General features: G+C 72.1%; 16 protein-coding genes and 2 pseudogenes. 7 read left to right on the forward strand and 11 right to left on the reverse strand.

From position 1 onward, the window contains the following. The first annotated feature begins 272 nt into the window (after positions 1-272). Both ACZ6ZQ_RS19585 and ACZ6ZQ_RS19590 read left to right on the forward strand, forming a co-directional pair. Positions 273-836, forward strand: coding sequence for a PadR family transcriptional regulator (locus ACZ6ZQ_RS19585; RefSeq protein WP_469769766.1), 564 nt, complete (start codon positions 273-275; stop codon positions 834-836). Between the two features lie 233 nt (positions 837-1,069). After that, positions 1,070-2,500: an FAD-dependent oxidoreductase gene (locus ACZ6ZQ_RS19590; RefSeq protein ID WP_469769767.1), complete on the forward strand. Its 1,431-nt coding sequence runs from the start codon at positions 1,070-1,072 to the stop codon at positions 2,498-2,500. 42 nt (positions 2,501-2,542) lie between these two features. On the opposite strand, the pseudogene ACZ6ZQ_RS19595 reads toward ACZ6ZQ_RS19590, so the two are convergent. After that, positions 2,543-3,076, reverse strand: a pseudogene (locus ACZ6ZQ_RS19595) (LysR substrate-binding domain-containing protein); the annotation flags it as partial. A gap of 138 nt (positions 3,077-3,214) precedes the next feature. Here ACZ6ZQ_RS19595 and ACZ6ZQ_RS19600 point away from each other — a divergent pair. From ACZ6ZQ_RS19600 to ACZ6ZQ_RS19615, 4 genes and pseudogenes are all read left to right on the forward strand, one after another. After that, complete coding sequence (locus ACZ6ZQ_RS19600) at positions 3,215-4,384, forward strand: diaminopropionate ammonia-lyase (protein ID WP_469769768.1); 1,170 nt, start codon at positions 3,215-3,217, stop codon at positions 4,382-4,384. Beyond that, positions 4,381-4,614: a hypothetical protein gene (locus ACZ6ZQ_RS19605; protein WP_469769769.1), complete on the forward strand. Its 234-nt coding sequence runs from the start codon at positions 4,381-4,383 to the stop codon at positions 4,612-4,614. The genes ACZ6ZQ_RS19600 and ACZ6ZQ_RS19605 overlap by 4 nt, the downstream gene beginning before the upstream one ends. Positions 4,615-4,632: 18 nt before the next feature. Next, positions 4,633-5,403, forward strand: a pseudogene (pip, locus tag ACZ6ZQ_RS19610) (prolyl aminopeptidase); the annotation flags it as partial. 265 nt (positions 5,404-5,668) lie between these two features. Continuing rightward, entirely contained in the window at positions 5,669-6,199 is a 531-nt protein-coding gene (locus tag ACZ6ZQ_RS19615) for a nucleoside-triphosphatase (protein ID WP_469769770.1), read from the forward strand. A gap of 120 nt (positions 6,200-6,319) precedes the next feature. Here the strand turns inward: ACZ6ZQ_RS19615 and ACZ6ZQ_RS19620 are convergent, their stop codons facing one another. The 7 genes from ACZ6ZQ_RS19620 to ACZ6ZQ_RS19650 are packed head-to-tail and all read right to left on the reverse strand — an operon-like array spanning position 6,320 to position 13,356. Next, positions 6,320-6,634: a serine hydrolase gene (locus ACZ6ZQ_RS19620; RefSeq protein WP_469769771.1), complete on the reverse strand. Its 315-nt coding sequence runs from the start codon at positions 6,632-6,634 to the stop codon at positions 6,320-6,322. Beyond that, positions 6,631-7,770: a vWA domain-containing protein gene (locus ACZ6ZQ_RS19625; RefSeq protein WP_469769772.1), complete on the reverse strand. Its 1,140-nt coding sequence runs from the start codon at positions 7,768-7,770 to the stop codon at positions 6,631-6,633. Before ACZ6ZQ_RS19625 ends, ACZ6ZQ_RS19620 begins: the two co-directional genes overlap by 4 nt. Next, positions 7,763-8,671: an AAA family ATPase gene (locus tag ACZ6ZQ_RS19630; RefSeq protein WP_469769773.1), complete on the reverse strand. Its 909-nt coding sequence runs from the start codon at positions 8,669-8,671 to the stop codon at positions 7,763-7,765. Before ACZ6ZQ_RS19630 ends, ACZ6ZQ_RS19625 begins: the two co-directional genes overlap by 8 nt. After that, the gene (locus ACZ6ZQ_RS19635; RefSeq protein WP_469769924.1) at positions 8,664-9,590 is read right to left on the reverse strand and encodes an XdhC family protein; all 927 of its coding nucleotides are present in this window, start codon (positions 9,588-9,590) and stop codon (positions 8,664-8,666) included. Before ACZ6ZQ_RS19635 ends, ACZ6ZQ_RS19630 begins: the two co-directional genes overlap by 8 nt. Positions 9,591-9,597: 7 nt before the next feature. After that, positions 9,598-11,970, reverse strand: a complete 2,373-nt coding sequence (locus tag ACZ6ZQ_RS19640) for an aerobic carbon-monoxide dehydrogenase large subunit (protein ID WP_469769774.1) — start codon at positions 11,968-11,970, stop codon at positions 9,598-9,600. Next, on the reverse strand, positions 11,967-12,482 hold the full coding sequence (locus ACZ6ZQ_RS19645) for a (2Fe-2S)-binding protein (RefSeq protein WP_469769775.1): 516 nt from the start codon (positions 12,480-12,482) through the stop codon (positions 11,967-11,969). The genes ACZ6ZQ_RS19640 and ACZ6ZQ_RS19645 overlap by 4 nt, the downstream gene beginning before the upstream one ends. Position 12,483: 1 nt before the next feature. Beyond that, complete coding sequence (locus ACZ6ZQ_RS19650) at positions 12,484-13,356, reverse strand: FAD binding domain-containing protein (protein ID WP_469769776.1); 873 nt, start codon at positions 13,354-13,356, stop codon at positions 12,484-12,486. A gap of 111 nt (positions 13,357-13,467) precedes the next feature. Here ACZ6ZQ_RS19650 and ACZ6ZQ_RS19655 point away from each other — a divergent pair, with 111 nt between their 5' ends. Further along, complete coding sequence (locus tag ACZ6ZQ_RS19655) at positions 13,468-14,427, forward strand: LysR family transcriptional regulator (protein WP_469769777.1); 960 nt, start codon at positions 13,468-13,470, stop codon at positions 14,425-14,427. 420 nt (positions 14,428-14,847) lie between these two features. Here ACZ6ZQ_RS19655 and ACZ6ZQ_RS19660 read toward each other — a convergent pair whose 3' ends face one another. The 3 genes from ACZ6ZQ_RS19660 to ACZ6ZQ_RS19670 form a co-directional block, all read right to left on the reverse strand. Further along, positions 14,848-15,735, reverse strand: a complete 888-nt coding sequence (locus tag ACZ6ZQ_RS19660) for a substrate-binding domain-containing protein (protein ID WP_469769778.1) — start codon at positions 15,733-15,735, stop codon at positions 14,848-14,850. Between the two features lie 136 nt (positions 15,736-15,871). Beyond that, positions 15,872-17,395: an amino acid permease gene (locus tag ACZ6ZQ_RS19665; RefSeq protein WP_469769779.1), complete on the reverse strand. Its 1,524-nt coding sequence runs from the start codon at positions 17,393-17,395 to the stop codon at positions 15,872-15,874. Positions 17,396-17,508: 113 nt separating this feature from the next. After that, positions 17,509-18,504, reverse strand: a complete 996-nt coding sequence (locus tag ACZ6ZQ_RS19670; protein ID WP_469769780.1) for a hypothetical protein — start codon at positions 18,502-18,504, stop codon at positions 17,509-17,511. Positions 18,505-18,870 lie beyond the last annotated feature (366 nt).

Consider the following 18,870-nt stretch of genomic DNA (forward strand, 5'->3'; position numbering starts at 1 on the left):
GTACGTGGATGACTCCGACAACGCAGCGTGGGGGCACCTCCCGTGCCCGAAGGGCTACGGGGGAGGGCGTGCCGGGCGTCGCGCGCCAGGCGGGAGTTCTCAAACACGGCCTGGGGGTTTGTCCGGGGGCAAGCCCCCCGGACCCCCGCATCGCCCTTCGGGTGTGTCCTCGACCTCCCCCGGAGCTTCGCCGGTGGCCACCCGCCAAGGGCCCCTGCTGAGCCCCTCCGGCGATTGAGGCGCTGCTGTACAACCGAACCTAGGATGACGCCATGTCACTCCCGCACGCGATCCTCACCGCCCTGCTCGAGAAGCCGTCCTCAGGGCTGGAGCTGACCCGCCGCTTCGACAAGTCGATCGGCTACTTCTGGTCGGCCACGCATCAGCAGATCTACCGGGAGCTGGGCAAGCTGGAGGAGGCGGGGCACATCCGTGCCCTGCCGTCCGCCCAGCCGACCCGCGGCCAGAAGAAGGAGTACGAGGTACTGCCCGCGGGCCGCGCCGAGCTGACCACATGGGTCGGCAGGACCGAGGACCCGAAGCCGATCCGGGACGCGCTGCTGCTGCGGATGCGGGCGGCGGCGGTAGTGGGGACGGAGGGCCTGGAGGCCGAGCTGCGCCGTCATCTCGCCCTGCACGAACGCCAGTTGGCCGAGTACACCGATATCGAGCAGCGGCATTTCCCGCCGGAGCGGGACTCCGTCGAGGACCGGATCCGGCATGTCGTACTCCGTGGCGGGATCGATCTGGAGCGGTTCTGGATCGAGTGGCTGACGTATGCGCTGACGGAGCTGCGCCGGCCGGCGGCCGACGGCCAGGGAGTGTCTTCGAAGTAGCGTCGCCCGGCAGACGGGACTCTGAAGGCACGACCCAGGCCGGCCCAGGGGTTGCTTTCGATCCTGCCGGATCGAGTACAGCCTCGACGACTGCCGCGCCCAACACATCGCCCAGCACCGGAACGAGGCGGCATACCACATCGAGCGCCTCCGGCCCGGCCGTCGTGATCTTCCGGGCCGCGCCGGGAATACTGGTCAGTCCTGGATCCACGCGCTGACCACGAGGGGCGGACATGGTGAACCATGCGCACATGAACGGCAGTTGGAGACGGAGCGCGGGTGGGCGCCATGCCGTCGTCATCGGAGGCAGCCTCGCGGGGCTGCTCGCGGCGCACGTGCTCGCCGAGCACGCCGACAAGGTGACGCTCGTCGAGCGCGACCGCTTCCCGGAAAGTCCCCAGCCGCGCGCCGGCGTACCGCACGGCCGGCACGCCCATGTGCTGCTGGAGGGCGGACAGCTCGCACTGGACTCGTTGCTGCCGGGATTCATGGCCGAGCTGAGGGCGGCGGGCGCGCCCCGGGTCGGCATGCCGTCGGACATGGTGCAGTGGAGTGACGGCTGGTTCCGGCGAACGGCGCCGACGACGCACATATACACCGGTTCCCGCGCCCAGATCGAGCATCTGGTGCGCGAGCGGGTGCTGGCCAACCCGGTGATCACGAGGGCCGAGTCGACGGACGCCGTCGGGCTCGTCGGCGATGCCTCGCGGGTGCGGGGAGTGCTGCTGCGCGAGCGCGGCGACGGGGCGCGGGCCGGCCGCGGGGAACCGCGCACTCTCGAAGCCGACCTGGTCGTGGACGCGTCGGGCCGCGGTTCGCGTGCCCCGCAGTGGCTGAGTGCGATCGGTGCCGAGCCACCGCAGGAGGAGACCATCGACACCGGTCTCGCCTACACCTCACGCATCTACCGCAACACGAGCAAGAACCTGGGCACCGAATCCCTCGCGTACTGGTTCTACCCGAACCCGTCACAGGTGTACGGAGGCGGCGTGCTGCCCTTGGAGGACGGCACCCATCTGGTCATCTTCTCGGGCCTGCGCGGCCAGGAACCGCCCACGGACGAGGCCGGGTTCACCGCGTTCGCGGCCCGCTTGCCGCACCCCTACTTCCATGAGTGGCTGCTGGAGGCGGAGCCGCAGACGGCGCCCTTCGGCTTCCGGTCGACATCGAACATGCGGCGCCGGTACGACCGCCCTGGCCGCCGCCCCGCCGGATTCCTGGCGACGGGCGACGCGCTGTGCACCTTCAACCCGATCTACGGGCAGGGCATGTCGGTCGCCGCGATGAGCGCCGTGGCACTGCGCGACGCGCTGGGCGATCACCGTCGTACGCCGACGACGCGGCGGGTCCAGCAGGCGCTGTTCGAGGCCTCGCGCCAGGCCTGGGACATCTCCTCGGGCGCGGACCGGAAGATGCCGGGCGCGGTGGGGAGCGCGGTGACCGCGCGGGCCGTGGACCGTCCCGCCGCCTGGTACCTGAGCCGCGTCCAGCAGCGGTACCCGGGCGACCCCGACGTCGTGGGCCCCGCCTTCCGTTCCGTACTGACGCTGACCACACCGCTCACCGCGCTGTTCGCGCCGAAGGTCGCTCGCGCGGTGCTGTTCGGCCCGGTCCCCGGGACGCCCGCCGAGCCGCCGATGCAGCGGGAGCCGGCAGTCGGCTGACGCCTTGTCAGCGGCTGTTTGCCGTGCTGCCCGTCGGCCCCGTCACGTCGGCGGGGCTGTGGCCTGGCGTGCGGACTCCCGGAGCGCCGCGCGGCAGGCCACGACCGCGGGGTGGCGGCTGCCGCCGCTGCGAACGGCGGTGAATATTCGGCGCGAGGCGCGGCCGCTGGGCAGGTCCCGCAGGGGGACGGTCGGGGTGCGGCCGTGCCAGACGAGATCCGGGAGCAGCGCGGCAGCGTGGCCCTCCTCGACCAGCCGCAGATGGAGCAGCAGGTCGGTGGATTCGTACCGTACGTCCGGCTCGAAACCGGCGTCGCGGCACAGCGACAGCGCCCACTGACGGGCGACGGTGCCTTCCGGCTCCATCACCCACGGATGCGCGGCGAGCCCGCGCAGCGCCTGCTGTGGTTCGCCGGGGTCATCGGGGTCACCGGGGCCCGGCAGGGCGAGGCGGAGCGTGTCCGTGCACAGCTCCTCCTGTTCGATGCGGTCGGGCCGCGGGCCGGGGCTGCCCGGGTACTCCTCGCCGAGGACCAGATCGAAGTCGCGTGCGAGCAGGGCGGGAAGGGCCGCTTCAGCTCACGCAGCAGACGCAGCCGGTGCAGATCCAGCATCGGACCTGCGCCCCAGGGATCGAACGTTCGGATTTCCCGATGAGTATTGCTCGGAAACATTCGCTGGACCAAAGAGACCTGGTACCGGCACGGTGGTGACGTGACAGAGAACGCTTCCACCGCCCCCCTGGGCTGGTACGTACGGCCCGAGGCCAGGACCTGGCGCTGTGACCCTGCTCCCGACGGGATCTCGGCCTTCCACGCCGGGCTCCCCGGCTACTCCCCCACCCCGTTGACCGAACTCCCCGATCTGGCAGGCGAACTGGGCGTGGGAAGGGTGTTCGCCAAGGACGAGTCGACACGGCTCGGGCTCGCCGCCTTCAAGGCGCTCGGCGCGTCCTGGGCGGTCCACCGGCTGCTCGGCAGACATCGAGGGCCCGATGGCGAAGAGCCGAGGACCGACGACGCGGCGCTTCGTCGCGAGCGCGGACCTCTGGTGCTCGTCACCGCGACGGACGGCAATCACGGCCGCGCCCTCGCCCGGATGGCCCGGCAGTCCGGGCAGCACGCCCGGGTGTTCGTCGCCGGCGGGGTGCATCCGGCCGCCACGGCCGCCATCGAGGCCGAGGGCGCGGAGGTCGTCCAGGTCTCCGGCAGTTACGACGCGGCCGTCGCCCGCGCGGCGGAAGCCGCCGCGGAACCGGGCTCCGTCCTGGTCCAGGACATGGCCTGGCCCGGTTACGAGGAGATCCCCGGCTGGATCGTCGAGGGGTACTCCACACTGTTCACCGAGACCGACGCCCAGCTGCGGGACGCCGGAGCAGGCCCGGCCGGGCTGGTGTCCGTGCCCGCCGGAGTGGGTTCCCTGGCCCAGGCGGCCGTCACCCACTACCGCAGCCGGGCGACGGGACCTTCGCCCGCACTCCTCACCGTCGAACCGGACACCGCGGCGTCCGTACTGGCCTCCCTCAGCGCGGGGCGGCCGGCCACCGTTGAGACCGGTTCCACCACCATGGCCGGTCTCAACTGCGGTACGGCCTCCTCCCTCGCCTGGCCGGTGCTCCGCGACGGCCTCGACGCCGCGGTCGCCGTCGGCGACCCGGACGCGGACCTGGCCGCACACGACCTGGCCGCCCTCGGTGTGCCCGCGGGTCCCTGCGGGGCCGCGTCGCTTGCCGGGGTCCGCGCCGCGCTGACCGGGCCCGGCGCCGCCGGACGCAGGGCCGCGCTCGGCGCGGGACCCGGCACCACCGTCGTACTGCTCTGCACGGAGGGCAGCACGGCCAACCCCCACTCCCTCCCCCACCAGCCCGAGGCAACGACACGATGACCACCACGGCCAACGTCACCACCAGCACGGACGGTTCCGCCGAGCCCGTCACCGTCGACCACGACCGGCTGTGGCAGTACCTGATGGACCTCGCCACCGTCGGCGCGACGACGACGAACGCACGGGGCTGCGCGGCGTCAACCGGCTCACCGGGCGAGCTTGAAACTCCGCTGCGGAAGCCGGTCGGGGCGCCTATCGTGATCAACTCCGCCCGCTCTGCCCGTACCTGAGGAGCCGTCATTCCCGAGATGTATCCGCCTGTCGAACCGTACGACCAGGGCATGCTCGACACCGGCGACGGCCATCTCGTCTACTGGGAGGTCTGCGGCAATCCGCAGGGCAAGCCCGCTCTCGTCGTGCACGGCGGGCCGGGGTCCGGCTGTACGCCCGGCGTCCGCAGCTACTTCGATCCCGAGCGGTACCGGATCGTCCTGTTCGACCAGCGCGGATGTGGCCGCAGCACACCGCACGCCGGCGATCCCGCCACGGACCTGACCCACAACACGACGGGGCATCTCCTCGCCGACATGGAACGGCTGCGTGAGCTGCTGGGGATCGACCGCTGGCTGCTGTACGGCGGTTCATGGGGTTCGACGCTGCTGCTCGCATACGCGCAAAGGCACCCGGAGCGCGTGTCGGAGATCGTCGTGAACGGTGTGACCACGACCCGGCGTACGGAGATCGACTGGCTGTACCGCGGTGTGGCGCGCTTCTTCCCGCAGGAGTGGGAGCGGTTCCTGGCCGGGATCCCGGAAGCGGGACGGTACGGCGATCCGGTCGCGGCGTACGCGCGCCGGATGAACGACCCCGACCCCGAGGTGCGGTCGAAGGCCGCGAACGACTGGTGCGCCTGGGAGGACGCGGTCCTCTCCCTGGAGCCGAACGGCGGCCCGGACGCCTACTCCGGCCGTGCCCCGGAGGCCCGGCTGGCGCTCGTGCGGATCGTCACGCACTACTTCTCGCACGGTGCGTGGCTGGAGGAGGGCGCGCTGATCCGCGACGCGGGGCGGCAGACGGGCTGACGGGCCGTCGTCGACGGACTGTCAGGGGGCCGCGCACGGCGGGTCGCGCGGCCGGAAGACTCGCACCGGACCCTACTGTCATGGTCGTCGAACGCCGTGCTGCTCAGCTCGGTTGCGGTCATGCGCGCGGCTCTGTCCGCGGCGGCCCGGTGGGCACCGACCGGTGGCGCCGAAGCACCCGATCGGCCGAGTGGTCGAAGGCCGCCGGCGTCGGTTCCCGCGGCCTCGACCGTCCAGGCCGCCGACCTGATGTGGAGACGAGATGCCGACGAGAATCCTGATGGAAGGGCGGCCCGGCTCGGGGAAGACCACCGCCGTCCGCCGACTGGTGACGCTGCTGCGCAGGCGGAACGTCGTGGGTTTCACCACTGAGGAGATTCGGCACAGGGGTACCCGGGAGGGCTTCGTTCTGGAGACCCTGTCCGGCCGACGGGCGGTGCTCGCCCATGCCGACTTCCCGGGGCCGCCTCGGATCGGCCGTTACGGCGTCGACCTGAGTGTCATGGAACGGCTTGCGCTGCCGGCGCTGACGGCGGCGGCAACGCATCCGGCTGCGGGGCAGCTCGTGCTCATCGACGAGCTCGGCGGGATGGAGCTGGCCTGCACCGCGTTCCGCGACGTCGTCCGGGCCCTCTTCGATGCCGATGCCGACGTCATCGCCACGGTCCATGCACGGCACGACCCGTTCACGGACGCACTCAAACGGCGCGCAGACATCGACGTCGTCGTACTCACCGCCGCGAACCGGGACCTCCTCCCCGTCGAGCTCGCGGCACGACTCGAGAACGGGTGAGAGGTGGTGCCGTGGGCGCACGGACTTCTGGAGCCGCCGTCACGGGCCCGTCCGCTGCTCCGTGTGCAGCCGCTCCGCCGCCACCTCCGGGGGACCGGCCGGTGCCCCCTCGCCGAAGCATCAGGCGATCACGTCCGCCGGCAGCGCGGCGGTCCTGGCGATCAGCGGATTGTCCGCCGCGGCGTCGGGGGCCTGCTTGGTCGTCAGGACGGCCAGTACGACAGGGGACCCGTCCGCGGACCGGGCGATGCCCACGTCGTTGTTCGTCCCGTACTTCCCTGCGCCGGTCCTGTCAGCCAGGGTCCAGTCCGCCGGGAGCCCGGCACGGAAGCGCTCACCGCTGGTGGTGTTCGCGAGCAGCCACCCCGTGAGCCGTTCGCGCGCGAGACGGACGAGCCCCGGTGATCCTCCCGGTACGGGAGGGCACCGGGTCACCGTCGGCGGCCCGGGGCGGACAAGGCGGCGGTGAAGTCGTCCAGGGCCGCGAAGCTGTGGGCGCTGACGACGGCGTCGCAGTAGGGCAACGCGGCGGCCATGCCGCCGACGAGCGGACGGTAACGAGGGCTGGCCGTACGGGGGTTGACCCATACGACGCGGTATGCGACGCGCGACAGCCGTGCCATGTGCGTGGCGAGGTCGGCGGGCGCGCCGGTGTCCCAGCCGTCGGAGACGATGACGACCACGGCGCCGTGCGCCATGCCCCGTCGGCCGAACCGTTCGTTGAACTCCGCGAGGCAGTCCGCTATCCGGGTGCCACCGGACCAGTCCGGGGCCGCCCGCCCGGCCCGTGCCAGAGCGTCGTACGGCCCGGCCCGGCGGAGGGCGGGCGTGAGGCGGGTGAGCCGGGTGGCGAAGGTGAACACCTCCGCCCGGGCTGCGCGCGAAGCGCAGTAGAGCAGTTGCAGCATGGCGCGGGCGTAGGGCTCCATCGATCCGGAGATGTCGCAGAGCACGACGAGATCGCGGGGACGGGTGCGCGGTACGAAGCGGCGCAGCCGCAGGGGGTATCCGCCGGTGCGCCTGCTGACGGCCAGCGTGCGGCGCAGGTCGATCCGCTCGCCGTGGGGCGCGGGCCGGCGCCGGCGGGAGGGCCGCGTCGGGGTGCGAAGCGCGATGGTGCGCATCATCTCGGAGAGGCGCGCCAGTTCCTCGGCGGACAGGGCCGCGAAGTCGCGGGTGGCGAGGCGGTCGAGGGGACTGGCGGCGAGAGGCAGGGCTACTTCCCGCGGCTGTGCGGCGGCCTCCCTGCCACCTTCGTCCGCGGTGGTCTTCCTGTCGGCGCCGGGGACGGTGCTCGTGTGCGACCGAGGCGGGTCGCCGGGCTGCCCGCGCCGTGCTCCGCGGTCGGCCGGGCCGCCGAAGACCTCGCGGAAGACCGCGTCGAACGGCTCGATCTGCTCGCGGTCGGACACCAGGGTGGTGAGCGCGCAGTGCCGCAACTCGCGCGTCGTCGACGGCGCCAGCAGGGTGACGGCCCGGGCGAAGCTGCGTGTGCGCCCGGGGCCCACCGCGATCCCGGCGTCGCGCAGGGCCCCGGTGAACGAGGCGGCCAGTTCCGGCAGGTCAGGCATCGGTGCCGGTCTCCGCATCGACCAGCTCCGCCAGCCCGGACCGGCGCACGGCCTGCAGGTCCTCGGCGTACTTGAGCACCGCCCCCAGGGTGCGGTCCGCTGCATCGGCGTCGAGAACGGACAGCCCCAGCGCCTGCAGCGCGCCTGCCCAGTCGATCGCCTCGGCGATGCCGGGCGGCTTGGTGAGCTCCGGCCGGGCACGCAACGCCGCCACCCCGCGCGCCACGCGCGCGGCCAGCCACTCGGCCGACTCCGGCACCCGTTTGCGGATGATCGCGGCCACCCGTGCGGTGTCCGGGTAGTCGATCCAGTGGTAGAGGCAGCGGCGTTTCAGCGCGTCGTGCAGGTCCCGGGTGCGGTTGGAGGTCAGTACCGCCACCGGCGGCACCGTGGCCCTGCGGGTCCCCAGTTCGGGGATGGTGACGGCGGCGTCGGCGAGCAGCTCCAGCAGGAAGGCCTCGAATTCGTCGTCGGCGCGGTCCACCTCGTCGATGAGCAGCACGGCCGGCCGCGGTCCCGGGTGGGAGATGGCTGCGAGCAGCGGCCGCGGCAGCAGATAGTCCTCGGCGAACAGGTCGGTGTCGCGCAGGGACTCCCCGCGGGACTCGGCCAGCCGGATGGCCAGCAGTTGCCGCGGATAGTTCCACTCGTACAGGGCCTCGGCCGAGGAGAGCCCCTCGTAGCACTGCAGCCGGATCAGGGGGGTGTCGAGTACGGCGGCGAGGGCGCGGGCCGCCTCGGTCTTGCCGACGCCGGGCTCGCCCTCCAGCAGGATGGGCTGCCGCATGCGCACGGCCAGCAGCAGCGCCGTGGCCAGGGCGTCGTCCGCCAGGTAGCCGACGGCGTCCAGCCCTGAGCGCAGGGCGGGGACATCCGGTACGAGGGCGTCGACGTCAGGCATGCGCGTAACGGGAAGGGTCGTCGGCGAAGGCGTGCTGGCACCCCGGCCCGCAGAAGTACGCCGTGCCGCCGTCCCGGTCCAGCGCGAGGGTCGCGGGGGTGATCGCGACGGTCATGCCGCACACGGGATCGACCGCCTCGGCGACGGCGGGCGCCCCGGCGGCTGCGCCCGCGGGCCGCGCGGGCCGGGCGCGTCGCGGCCGCAACGCGATGATCTCGGCGTACACCGAAAGCGCCACCTCCGCCGGGGTGCGTGCTCCGATGTCCAGCCCGGCCGGGGTCCGGACGTGCGCGCGCTGCTTCTCGGTGAGGCCCAGCCCGGCGAGTACCGCCGCGCCGCGCTTCCGGCTGGCCACCAGCCCGATGTACGGGACCGCGGCGCGCACGGCCTCGATCAGCACGGGCTCCTCGTCGCGGCCGTGCGAGGCGACGACGACGACGTCCAGATCGGGCGGCAACGGCTCCCCGGGCGAGGCGGGCCGGGTGTCGAGGCCGAGCACGCGACCGACGTCGAGCAGGGCCCGGGCGATGGGCGCGTGTCCGTAGACGTACACCAGTGCCGGCGGGAGGTTCACCTCCATGAAGATGTCGAGCGTCCCGCCCGACAGGCACGGATTGGCCACCGTCACGAGGCCCTGGTCCGTCGCCTCGGCGCCTTCGGCCCCGGCGTCTGCGGCGGCCGTGATCCGCAGCAGCAGCGACTCGCCGGTCTGCAGCAGCCGCAGACCATGCAGTTGCACCGTCGTCTCGGCGCATGTGCCGCCCACGAAGCCTTCGACGGTGCCGTCGGGCAGCACCAGCGCAGTGTCCCCGGGCTTGGCACTCGTGGGCCGTTCCGCGCGTACGACGGTGGCCAGAACGAAGGGGGTCCGGCCCTGCCGGAGTCCGTCCGCGCGGTTCAGCAGTTCGGTGCTCGTCATCACGACCTCAGGTGATCGCCAGGTCGCTGCGCAGCGGCCGGCCCTGGGCGGCCCGCCATACCGCGGCGGGGGTCAGGGGCATGTCGATGTGGCGTACGCCGAGCGGTTTCAGTGCGTCGACCACAGCGTTGACCACTGCGGCAGGCGAGCCCACGGTGGCCGACTCGCCGACACCCTTCGCGCCGATCGGGTGGTGGGGGGAGGGGGTGACGGTCTCGCCGAGCTCCCAGGACGGACACTCGACCGAGGTCGGCAGGAGGTAGTCCATGAAGGACCCGCCGAGGCAGTTGCCGTCCTCGTCGAAGGCGATGACCTGCATGAGCGCCATGCCGAGGCCGTCGGCGAGCCCGCCGTGCACCTGCCCCTCGACGATCATGGGGTTGATCCGGTTGCCGCAGTCGTCCACGGCGACGAACCGGCGCACCTTGACCTGACCGGTGCCCGCGTCCACGTCGGCCACGCAGATGTAGGCGCCGAAGGGGAAGGTGAGGTTCGGCGGGTTGTAGACGCAGGTCGCGTCCAGGTGGCCCTCGACGCCCTCCGGGAGTTCGAGGGTGGAATGCGCCGCGAGGGCGATCTCGGCCATGGTCTTTCCCTGGTCGGGGTCGCCGGTCACGAACCAGCGGCCCTTCTCCCATTCCAGGTCGTCCGGGCTCACTTCGAGCATCGCGGAGGCGACGATCTTCGCGCGCTCGCGCACCTTGCGGGCGACCATCGCGGTCGCCGCGCCGGACACGGGCGTGGAGCGGGATCCGTAGGTGCCGAGCCCGAACGGGGTCTGGTCGGTGTCGCCGTGCACCACCTCGACGTCCTCGGGCGGGATGCCGAGTTCCTCGGCGACGATCTGCGCGAAGGTCGTCTCATGGCCCTGGCCCTGGGTCTGTACGGAGATCCGCAGGACGGCCTTGCCGGTCGGGTGGACGCGCAACTCGGCGCCGTCGGCCATGCCCAGCCCGAGGATGTCCATGTGCCTGCGCGGGCCCGCGCCGACGGCCTCGGTGAAGAAGCTGACCCCGATGCCCATCAGCTCGTCGCGCTCGCGCTTCTCGGCCTGCTCCCGGCGCAGGTCCTCGTAGTGCGCCATGTCCATCGCCAGCCGCAGGGTCCGCGGGTAGTCGCCGGAGTCGTACTCCCACCCGGTCTGTGTCCGGTACGGGAACTGTTCGGGTCGCAGCAGGTTGCGCATCCGCAGCTCTGCCGGGTCCGCGCCGAGCTCGGCCGCGAGCAGGTCGACCATCCGCTCGACCAGGTACACGGCCTCGGTGACGCGGAACGAGCAGGCGTACGCGACACCGCCGGGCGCCTTGTTGGTGTAGACGCCGGTCACGGTGCAATGGGCGGCGGCCAGGTCGTACGAGCCGGTGAACACGCCGAAGAAGCCGGCGGGGAACTGCGTCGGCTGCGCGGTGGCGTTGAAGGCGCCGTGGTCGGCGGTCACATGGACGCGCAGGGCCTGGATCTTCCCGTCCTTCGTCGCCGCGATCTCGCCGTGCATGTGGTAGTCGCGGGCGAAGGAGGTGCTCATCAGGTTCTCCGAGCGGTCCTCCACCCACTTGACCGGCTTGCCGGTGACGATCGAGCCGACGACCGCGCACACGTAGCCGGGGTAGATGCCGACCTTGTTGCCGAAGCCGCCGCCGATGTCGGGGGAGATGATCCGGATCTTGTGCTCCGGGATGCCGGCCACCATTGCGTAGAGCGTGCGGTGGGCGTGCGGGGCCTGGGTGGTCGACCACACCGTCAGCTTCCCGGTGATGGCGTCCATGTCCGCGACGGTGCCGCAGGTCTCCAGTGGCGCCGGGTGCACCCGTGGGTAGAGCATGTCCTGCTCCACCACGACGTCGGCGGCCGCGAAGACCTCGTCGGTGCGCTCCTTGTCGCCCGCCGACCAGTCGAAGATGTGGTTGCCGGTCTGCTGTTCCTTGTCGTCGCGGATGACCGGCGCGTCCGGGTCGAGCGCCCTGCGGGCGTCGACGACCGGCGGGAGCGGTTCGTACTCCACGTCGATCAGTTCGAGGGCGTCCCGGGCGGCGTAGCGGTCCTCGGCGACGACGAAGGCGACCTCCTGGCCCTGGAAGCGGACCTTGTCGGTGGCGAGCACGGCCTGGGTGTCGTACGAGATCGTGGGCATCCAGGCCAGCCCGAGACCGGCGAGGATCTCCCCGGTGATCACGGCCTTGACCTTGGGGTGCGCCTCGGCGGCGCTGGTGTCGACGGACAGGATCCGGGCGTGCGCGAGCGGGCTGCGCAGGACGGCTCCGTACAGCATCCCGGGCAGCCGGACGTCGTCGACGTAGGTTCCGTGGCCGCGGACAAACCGCGCGTCCTCCTTGCGGGGCATCCGGCCGAAGCCGACCGGCCGTTCCCCGGTGGTCGTCATGTCCGCACCTCCTCGCGGCCGGGCGCCTGTTCCGCGTCGGCGGTCCGCGCCCCGCCGCCGTGCTCGGCGGCCCAGCGGACGGAGCGCACGATGTTCTCGTAACCGGTGCAGCGGCACACCTGTCCGGAGATGGCCTCTCGGATGTCCTCCTCGGACGGGTCGGCGTTGTGGTCCAGCAGCCAGCGGGCCGTCATCATCATCCCCGGCGTGCAGAAGCCGCACTGCAGCCCGTGGCAGGCGACGAATCCCTGCTGTACCGGGTCGAGTTCACCGCCGCGCGCCAGACCCTCGACGGTCGACACCTCATGGCCGTCGGCCATCACGGCGAGCACGGTGCAGGACTTCACCGGCGTGCCGTCCAGCCACACGGTGCACACCCCGCAGTTGGAGGTGTCGCAGCCCCAGTGGGTGCCGGTGAGCCCCAGTTCGTCACGCAGGAAGTGCACCAGCAGCAGCCTGGGCTCCACGTCCCTCGTGTGCTGCTCGCCGTTCACGGTCACGGTGATCCGCATGTCATGCCTCCTGCCCCTGGGCGCGGGCGGCGGCGGCACGCAGCGCCCGCGTGGTGAGCTCCCCGGCCAGATGCCTCTTGTAGTCGGCAGGGCCGCGCTGGTCGGCTGCCGGCCGGCACTCCTCGGAGGCGATCCGGCCCGCTTCGGCGAAGCCCTCGTCGTCCGGCCGTCCGCCGCGCAGGAAGTCCTCGGCCCGCTCGGCCACGAACCGCGGGGCACCCACCGCGGTCAGCCCGATGCCGGCCTCACTGATCACCCCGCCGGAGATCTCCAGCACCGCTCCTGCCGCGACGACCGCCCAGTCGCCGGCCCGGCGCTCGACCTTGCGGTAGGCGCTGGCGTGCGAACGGATGGGTACCCGGATCTCCACCAGAAGCTCGGCGTCGTCCAGCGCGGTCTCGTACGGGCCGAGGAAGAACTCCCTGATCGCGATGGAGCGTCTGCCTCCGGGGCCCTGGGCGACAAGGGTTGCGCGCAGTGCCGAGAACGCCGCGGACAGGTCCTCCGACGGATCGGCCTGGCACAGCGAGCCGCCCACGGTGCCGCGGTTGCGCACGAGGGGGTCGGCGATGACCCGCTCCGCGTCCCGCAGGATGGGGAAGTGCTCGCCGACGACCGGCGAGGCCAGCAGCTCCGCGTGGCGGACCATCGCCCCGACGGCCAGTTCGTGGCCGTCCACCCGGATCAGCGCCAGCTCGTCGAGGCCGTTGATGTCGATCAGTGCCTCGGGCTGGGCCAGCCGCAGCTTCATCATCGGCAGCAGGCTGTGGCCGCCCGCCACCACCCGGGCCTCGGGGCCGTACTGGGTGAGCAGCTCGATCGCGTGATCGAGGCTGGTCGCCCTCTCGTACTGGAACGCGGCTGGAACCTGCATCGGGCCTCCCGGGACGCTGCCCCCGCCCTGCCGCGATGCTGCGCTCGCCGGCACCAGCCGTGCAAGGGGATATTAAGCATTCACTTATCACGGTAAATGCCGGAAAATCAGATGGTGACCGTCACGCAGCTCAGCACCTTCGTGCTGGTTGCCCGGCTCGGGTCGGTGGCGGCTGCGGCGCGAACCCTGGGCGTGAGCGAGTCCGCCGTGTCGCAGGCGATCGGCGCGCTGCGCACCCACTTCGGCGATCCGCTCATCCGGCGCACCAGCGGCGGTGGCATGCGGCTGACGCCCGCGGGGGCGCGGCTCCTGCCGGTCGCGTCGCGCATGGTCGCGCTGAGCGCGGATGCCGAGGTCGCGGTACGCGCGGCGCGGGGTGCGCCCGACGAACTGCGCGTCGTCGCCACGAGCACGCTGGCCGAGTTCGTACTTCCGTCGCTCATGGAGGCCTTCGCCGTCCGTGCGGGGCGCAGGACCGAGACCTCCTTCGGGGTGGCCGTCGGCAACGAGATGCGCGTGCTGGTGGAGAACCGGCTGGCCGATGTCGCGCTCGGGCCGGATCTCGGTGCCGTCCGCGGGGGCGAACTGGTCAGCGAGCCACTGTTCCGCACCCAGCTGGTCGTGGTGACCGGCGCCAGGGCGCCGCGGCCTCCCGGTCCGCCACCGCAGTGGTCGTGGCTTGTCGACTCCTCCGGCACCGATCCGGAGGCGGACTCCGGGCGGCTGCTGCGTCGGCTGGACGTGCCCGAACGGCATGTGTGGGTGTTCCCGAACCAGGCCGCGACCTGGGCTGCCGCCGCCGAGGGCGCGGGGGTGGCTCCGGCCTTGGACCATCTGGTGTCGCCCCGCATCCGGCGCGACGAGCTGCGCATGCTGGACACTTCGGCCACACCGTCGGACGCCACGTGGCACGCCACCGTCCTGCAGCCCGAGCACCGCTCCCCGGCCACCGACGCGTTCCTGCACTTCCTGCACACCCCCGCGGCGACCCGCATCATGCGCGCGCCCGGCGCGGGCGTCCCGCCCTCCCAGTTCCGGCCCCCGGTGTACGTCACGCTCTGGGGTGGGTGAGACGCGGCAGATGTGACGGATCGCGGGCCGCCCGGTGGGGGCGGGAACGCCCCATGGGCACGCCGTCGGGCGAACCCTGGGTCCGCGCGGTCCCGCCCCTGGAGCTCGTGGGTAGGTAGTGCCGCGACCGGCAATGTTTGCGCGACAGGGCAAAGCTTGCCGTTTGCCCGACAGGGCAAAGCTTGCCGTTTGCCCGACAGGGCAAAGCTTGCCGGACGCGGAACTAGGTCCGGTCCGGGCGATCTTCGAGGAACAGGCCGCAGCGTCGGATGCATGGGGTCTCCCCAGGCCCGGAGGGCCGAGGGGACGCATCGCAAGGCGGAGGATCGCCCTCGTACTGGGTGTACTTGGGCGACTCCGACAACGCAGTGAGGTGCCGTAGCTGGCGTCGCGGGCCCGACAAGATCGCCCGGACAGGGCCTAGGTCCGGTCCGACACGGCGTCGAGCGCGGCGGCGACCTCGTCGAAGAACCGGGCGTGGGCGCCGTCGCTGCTCGGCGCTTCCGGGTTCCAGGGGACGACGCGGGCCCCTGACGCGGCGGCCCGCCATGCCGCGTTCTCGCGCAGGGCATCGAGCGGGAAGGCGTTGGAGCGTACGTCGACGAGGAGGACCTGGGCGGAGAGTCGGGCGACGTCGGACCAGTCGGCGGTGAACCAGTTGGTGCTCGGCCCGCCTTCCGGGGCCGCCAGATCGAGGCCGAACCCGGCCAGTTCCCGCAGGTCCGGCCAGGACGACGGCTTGGCCAGATACGCGCTGTCGGCGGACGCGGGCGAGAGCGCCAGCAGCGTCGCCCGGGCGGCGGATCCGCGGGCCAGTGTCCGCAGGCGCTGCTCGGCGCGGGCGAGGGCGACAGCGCCCGAGGTGTCCTGGCCGGCGCCGAGGGCCCGGGCCAGTGCGGTGAAGCGGGCTCGTACGTCCGCGAGGGACTGGCCCTGGCCGACGTCGAGCACCACCAGCGGAACCCGCTCCTCGACATGCTTGGCGGCTTCGGGATCGAGGCCGTACACCTGCGCGCCGCCGTAGGTGACGGCGACGACGAGATCGGGCGCGCCGCCCAGCAGTACGTCGGCATCGAGGGCGGCACCGGAGCCGAGGTACTCGGTGCCGTCGAGCGGCAGGGATCCCGCCTTGACGGGGTCCGGCCCGTCCCCGTCGTGGTTCGATCCGAAGAGCCCCGTGGGACGTATCCCGTGCTCCCAGAGGGTCGCTCCGGCCTGAATGTAGGTGACGACCCTCGCCGGCCGCCGGTCCGCCGTCGCCAAGTGGCCGCGGTCGTCGAGGAATTGCCAGTCCGTCTGCCGCTCCATGATCGCTGTGCTCCCGCCGTCGCCTGCTGGGGGGTGGCTGCGCTGTCTTCCTGCCCACTGGCCACGGTTCGCACGCAACGAACGGCGGGACCGGGCACGCGCGTCACCGCGCCGCCCGGGCCCGCCGCAGGACCGGTCAGACGATTCCTTCGGCGATCGCCGCCTGCTCGCGCGCGTTTCCGTACGCGGATGGTGTGCTGTACGAGCGGCGGGCGACGAACCACCACACGGTGGCCAGGAGAAGGACGACGGCCAGCGCGATCGAGGCGTAGTTCATGGAGTTCACGGTGACCGGCGAGGACTGCGGAAGGCAGAAGAGCACGGTGACGACGGCGACCCAGCTCACGGCGGTCCAGCCGATCGGCCTGCTCCAGCGGCCGAGTTGCCAGGGGCCCGGCTGGAAGCGGTTCCCGGCACGCAGCCGCAGATAGATGGGGATCGCGTAGGCGGGCGTGATCCCGATGACGTTGATGGCGGTGACCGCTCCGTACGCGGTCACGGAGTACAGGGAGGGCAGGGCCAGCAGACAGGCCACGCCGACGGAGAGCCAGACCGCCGGGACGGGGGTCTGCGTCCGGCTGCTGACCTTCCGCCACAGCGCGGAGCCCGGCAGCGCGTTGTCCCGGCTGAAGGCGAACACCATACGGCTGGCGGCCGCCACCTCGGCGTTGCCGCAGAACAGCTGGGCGACGATCACGACGAGCAGCAGCGCCGAGGCTCCTGCCGAGCCGAGCGCGTCGAGCAGGATCTGGGCGGGCGGCACACCGGTTTCCGTGCCCTGGGTGCCCGCGTAGTCCTGGATCGCGAAGGTCAGTCCGGCGAGCAGGACGAATCCGGCGATCCAGGAGACCCAGATGGCGCGGACGATGCCGCGGGAGGCCGACACGGAGGCGTTGGAGGTCTCCTCCGACAGATGGGCGGAGGCGTCGTAGCCGGAGAACGTGTACTGGGCGAGCAGCAGGCCGATCGCCGCCACGTAGAACGGATTGGCCCAGCCGGTGTCGTTGACGAATTCGGTGAAGACGAAGGACGGCGACTGGTGGTGGTCGGGCACGATCGCCAGGGCGCCGACGATCACGGCGACACCGGCCAGATGCCACCAGACGCTGACCGAGTTGAGGACGCTGACGAGGCGGACGCCGAACAGGTTGAGCACGGCGTGCAGCAGCAGGATGCAGATGAAGATGGCGAACGTCGATCCGGGGGTCGGGTCGACGCCCCACTGGAGATTGAGGAACGCGCCGGTGAACAGGGCGGCGCCGTAGTCGATTCCGGCGATCGCGCCCAGCAGTCCGAGAAGATTGAGCCAGCCGGTGTACCAGCCCCAGCGGCGGCCGCCGAGCCGGTCGGCCATGTAGTAGAGGGCTCCGGAGGTGGGGTAGGCGCTGGTGACCTCGGCGAGGGCCAGCCCCACGCAGAGGACGAACAGTCCGACGCCCGCCCAGCCCCACATCATCACGGCCGGGCCGCCGGTGTTCAGCCCGAAGCCGTAGAGGGTCATGCAGCCGGACAGGACGGATATGACGGAGAAGCTGATGGCGAAGTTGCCGAAGCCTCCCATCCGGCGGGCGAGGACCGGCTGGTAGCCGAGCTCACGCAGCCGCTGCTCCTCATCCCTGGGCGGCGCCTGGTCCTCGACGGACCACGCTGTACGGGACATGGAAGGACCTCCGGGGGAAGTGAGTTGGATGGATCGGGGGGACGGTGGAGATGGACGGGAACGGGGGGCATGGAGGAGTGGAGGAACGGAGGGAACGGGCGTGAACGGGCGGGTCAGTCGCCGGGAACGTCACGGGCGGCGGCGAGACAGCGGCCACGGGCGCGCAGGTACAGCTCCTCGGTGAGCGCCTGGTCGTGCTGATCCGGGGTGCGGTACGCCCAGGGCAGTGTGGTGTAGTACGGCCCCAGCACCTCGAAGACCCGGCCGGCCTCCTCGAAGTGCAGTGCTCCCCACAGGGCGTGGGCGAGATGGCTGAGGTCGAGGAGCGAGCTGGTGGCGGGCACGGCGTGGTCGAACCAGCCGTGCAGGGCGCGGACGGAGTCCCGGATGGCGTCTTCCGCGACCCAGTGCAGGTCCAGCGCCCGGCGGTGGCCCTGCTCCCTGCGGTAGCGCTCGACCCGGGCGTAGAGCGGCAGCACGTGCAGCGGTGAGCCCGGGGGCGCGGCGGAGGCCGCCCACTGCACGAAGTTCACGGCTTCCGACAGGGCGCCCGCCCGTCGTACGTACAGGAACTGCAGCATCCGGTGGTACGCCTCACGGTTGCCGGGGTCGCGCTTGTCCGCCTCGGCCAGCAGCCCCCAGGGGCCGGGCGGCAGCATCGGACCGGGCGGCGGGACCCGGTGCTCCGCCATGCGCTGCTGGTCGTCGAGCTGCGCGAGAGCCAGCAGGCACACCCATGGGACGGGGTCGTCGGGCGCGGCGCGGGCCGTGTCCACGCACGCGTCCCAGGCCTCGTGCCAGAGGTCCCGGGTGTGGCGGTGCCCGTCACGGTGTGCGCGGACGGTCCGCTCGACGGCGACCCGGGTCTGCATCACGGCCGCGGCGATGCTCTGCGGCTCCTCCGCCCGCCAGGCGTTGACGACGTCGGAGCCGGCCGCGACGGCGGCAAGGACCTGGGTCCGCTGGGTCCACAGCGACCGGTCGGCCGTCCCGGTGAGGAGGTCCCGCATCGACACCCATCGTCCGGTGCGCACGTCCTGCAGGGCCGCGCGCAGCGCGTTGTCATGGCCGGCGGGGTGGTAGACGGGACGGAAGTGGTCATGGGCCATCAGCCCTCCCCGGCGCGGGTGGTGACGTCCATGGCGGAGCTGCGTTCCGTGCGTAACCGGGAACGGACGTGGGTCGTCATGGGTCCTCCAGGACGGTGGGGGCAAAGGCGGGCGTTACTCGCCGCATGTGCGTCCTGCTGTTGGTCGACGATCAGTGTAGGGGCGGTCGCGCTCTGTTGGACATGTTTGCGGATCTTGCACAACTATTCGCTCTGTACATGAAATTGACCGTGCGTCAGACCAGTTCGGCGCATGGCTTGCGGACCTTGACGGGGCGCACGGGCTGAGCCAGGCTTGCCGTCGGTGATCACCGCGCGACTCCCCGCGACTCCCACGGCTTCGCGCCTCACGTGACCTCGTGTGACC

This window comes from Streptomyces sp. NPDC053673 (assembly GCF_055585225.1).

Bases quoted from the DNA above. Each gene is read 5' to 3' on its own strand.
- ACZ6ZQ_RS19585 (WP_469769766.1), top strand. From the start codon at position 273: ATGTCACTCCCGCACGCGATCCTCACCGCCCTGCTCGAGAAGCCGTCC.
- ACZ6ZQ_RS19590 (WP_469769767.1), top strand. From the start codon at position 1,070: ATGGTGAACCATGCGCACATGAACGGCAGTTGGAGACGGAGCGCGGGT.
- ACZ6ZQ_RS19605 (WP_469769769.1), top strand. From the start codon at position 4,381: ATGACCACCACGGCCAACGTCACCACCAGCACGGACGGTTCCGCCGAG.
- ACZ6ZQ_RS19615 (WP_469769770.1), top strand. From the start codon at position 5,669: ATGCCGACGAGAATCCTGATGGAAGGGCGGCCCGGCTCGGGGAAGACC.
- ACZ6ZQ_RS19625 (WP_469769772.1), bottom strand. From the start codon at position 7,770: ATGCCTGACCTGCCGGAACTGGCCGCCTCGTTCACCGGGGCCCTGCGC.
- ACZ6ZQ_RS19630 (WP_469769773.1), bottom strand. From the start codon at position 8,671: ATGCCTGACGTCGACGCCCTCGTACCGGATGTCCCCGCCCTGCGCTCA.
- ACZ6ZQ_RS19635 (WP_469769924.1), bottom strand. From the start codon at position 9,590: ATGACGAGCACCGAACTGCTGAACCGCGCGGACGGACTCCGGCAGGGC.
- ACZ6ZQ_RS19640 (WP_469769774.1), bottom strand. From the start codon at position 11,970: ATGACGACCACCGGGGAACGGCCGGTCGGCTTCGGCCGGATGCCCCGC.
- ACZ6ZQ_RS19645 (WP_469769775.1), bottom strand. From the start codon at position 12,482: ATGCGGATCACCGTGACCGTGAACGGCGAGCAGCACACGAGGGACGTG.
- ACZ6ZQ_RS19650 (WP_469769776.1), bottom strand. From the start codon at position 13,356: ATGCAGGTTCCAGCCGCGTTCCAGTACGAGAGGGCGACCAGCCTCGAT.
- ACZ6ZQ_RS19655 (WP_469769777.1), top strand. From the start codon at position 13,468: ATGGTGACCGTCACGCAGCTCAGCACCTTCGTGCTGGTTGCCCGGCTC.
- ACZ6ZQ_RS19660 (WP_469769778.1), bottom strand. From the start codon at position 15,735: ATGGAGCGGCAGACGGACTGGCAATTCCTCGACGACCGCGGCCACTTG.
- ACZ6ZQ_RS19665 (WP_469769779.1), bottom strand. From the start codon at position 17,395: ATGTCCCGTACAGCGTGGTCCGTCGAGGACCAGGCGCCGCCCAGGGAT.
- ACZ6ZQ_RS19670 (WP_469769780.1), bottom strand. From the start codon at position 18,504: ATGGCCCATGACCACTTCCGTCCCGTCTACCACCCCGCCGGCCATGAC.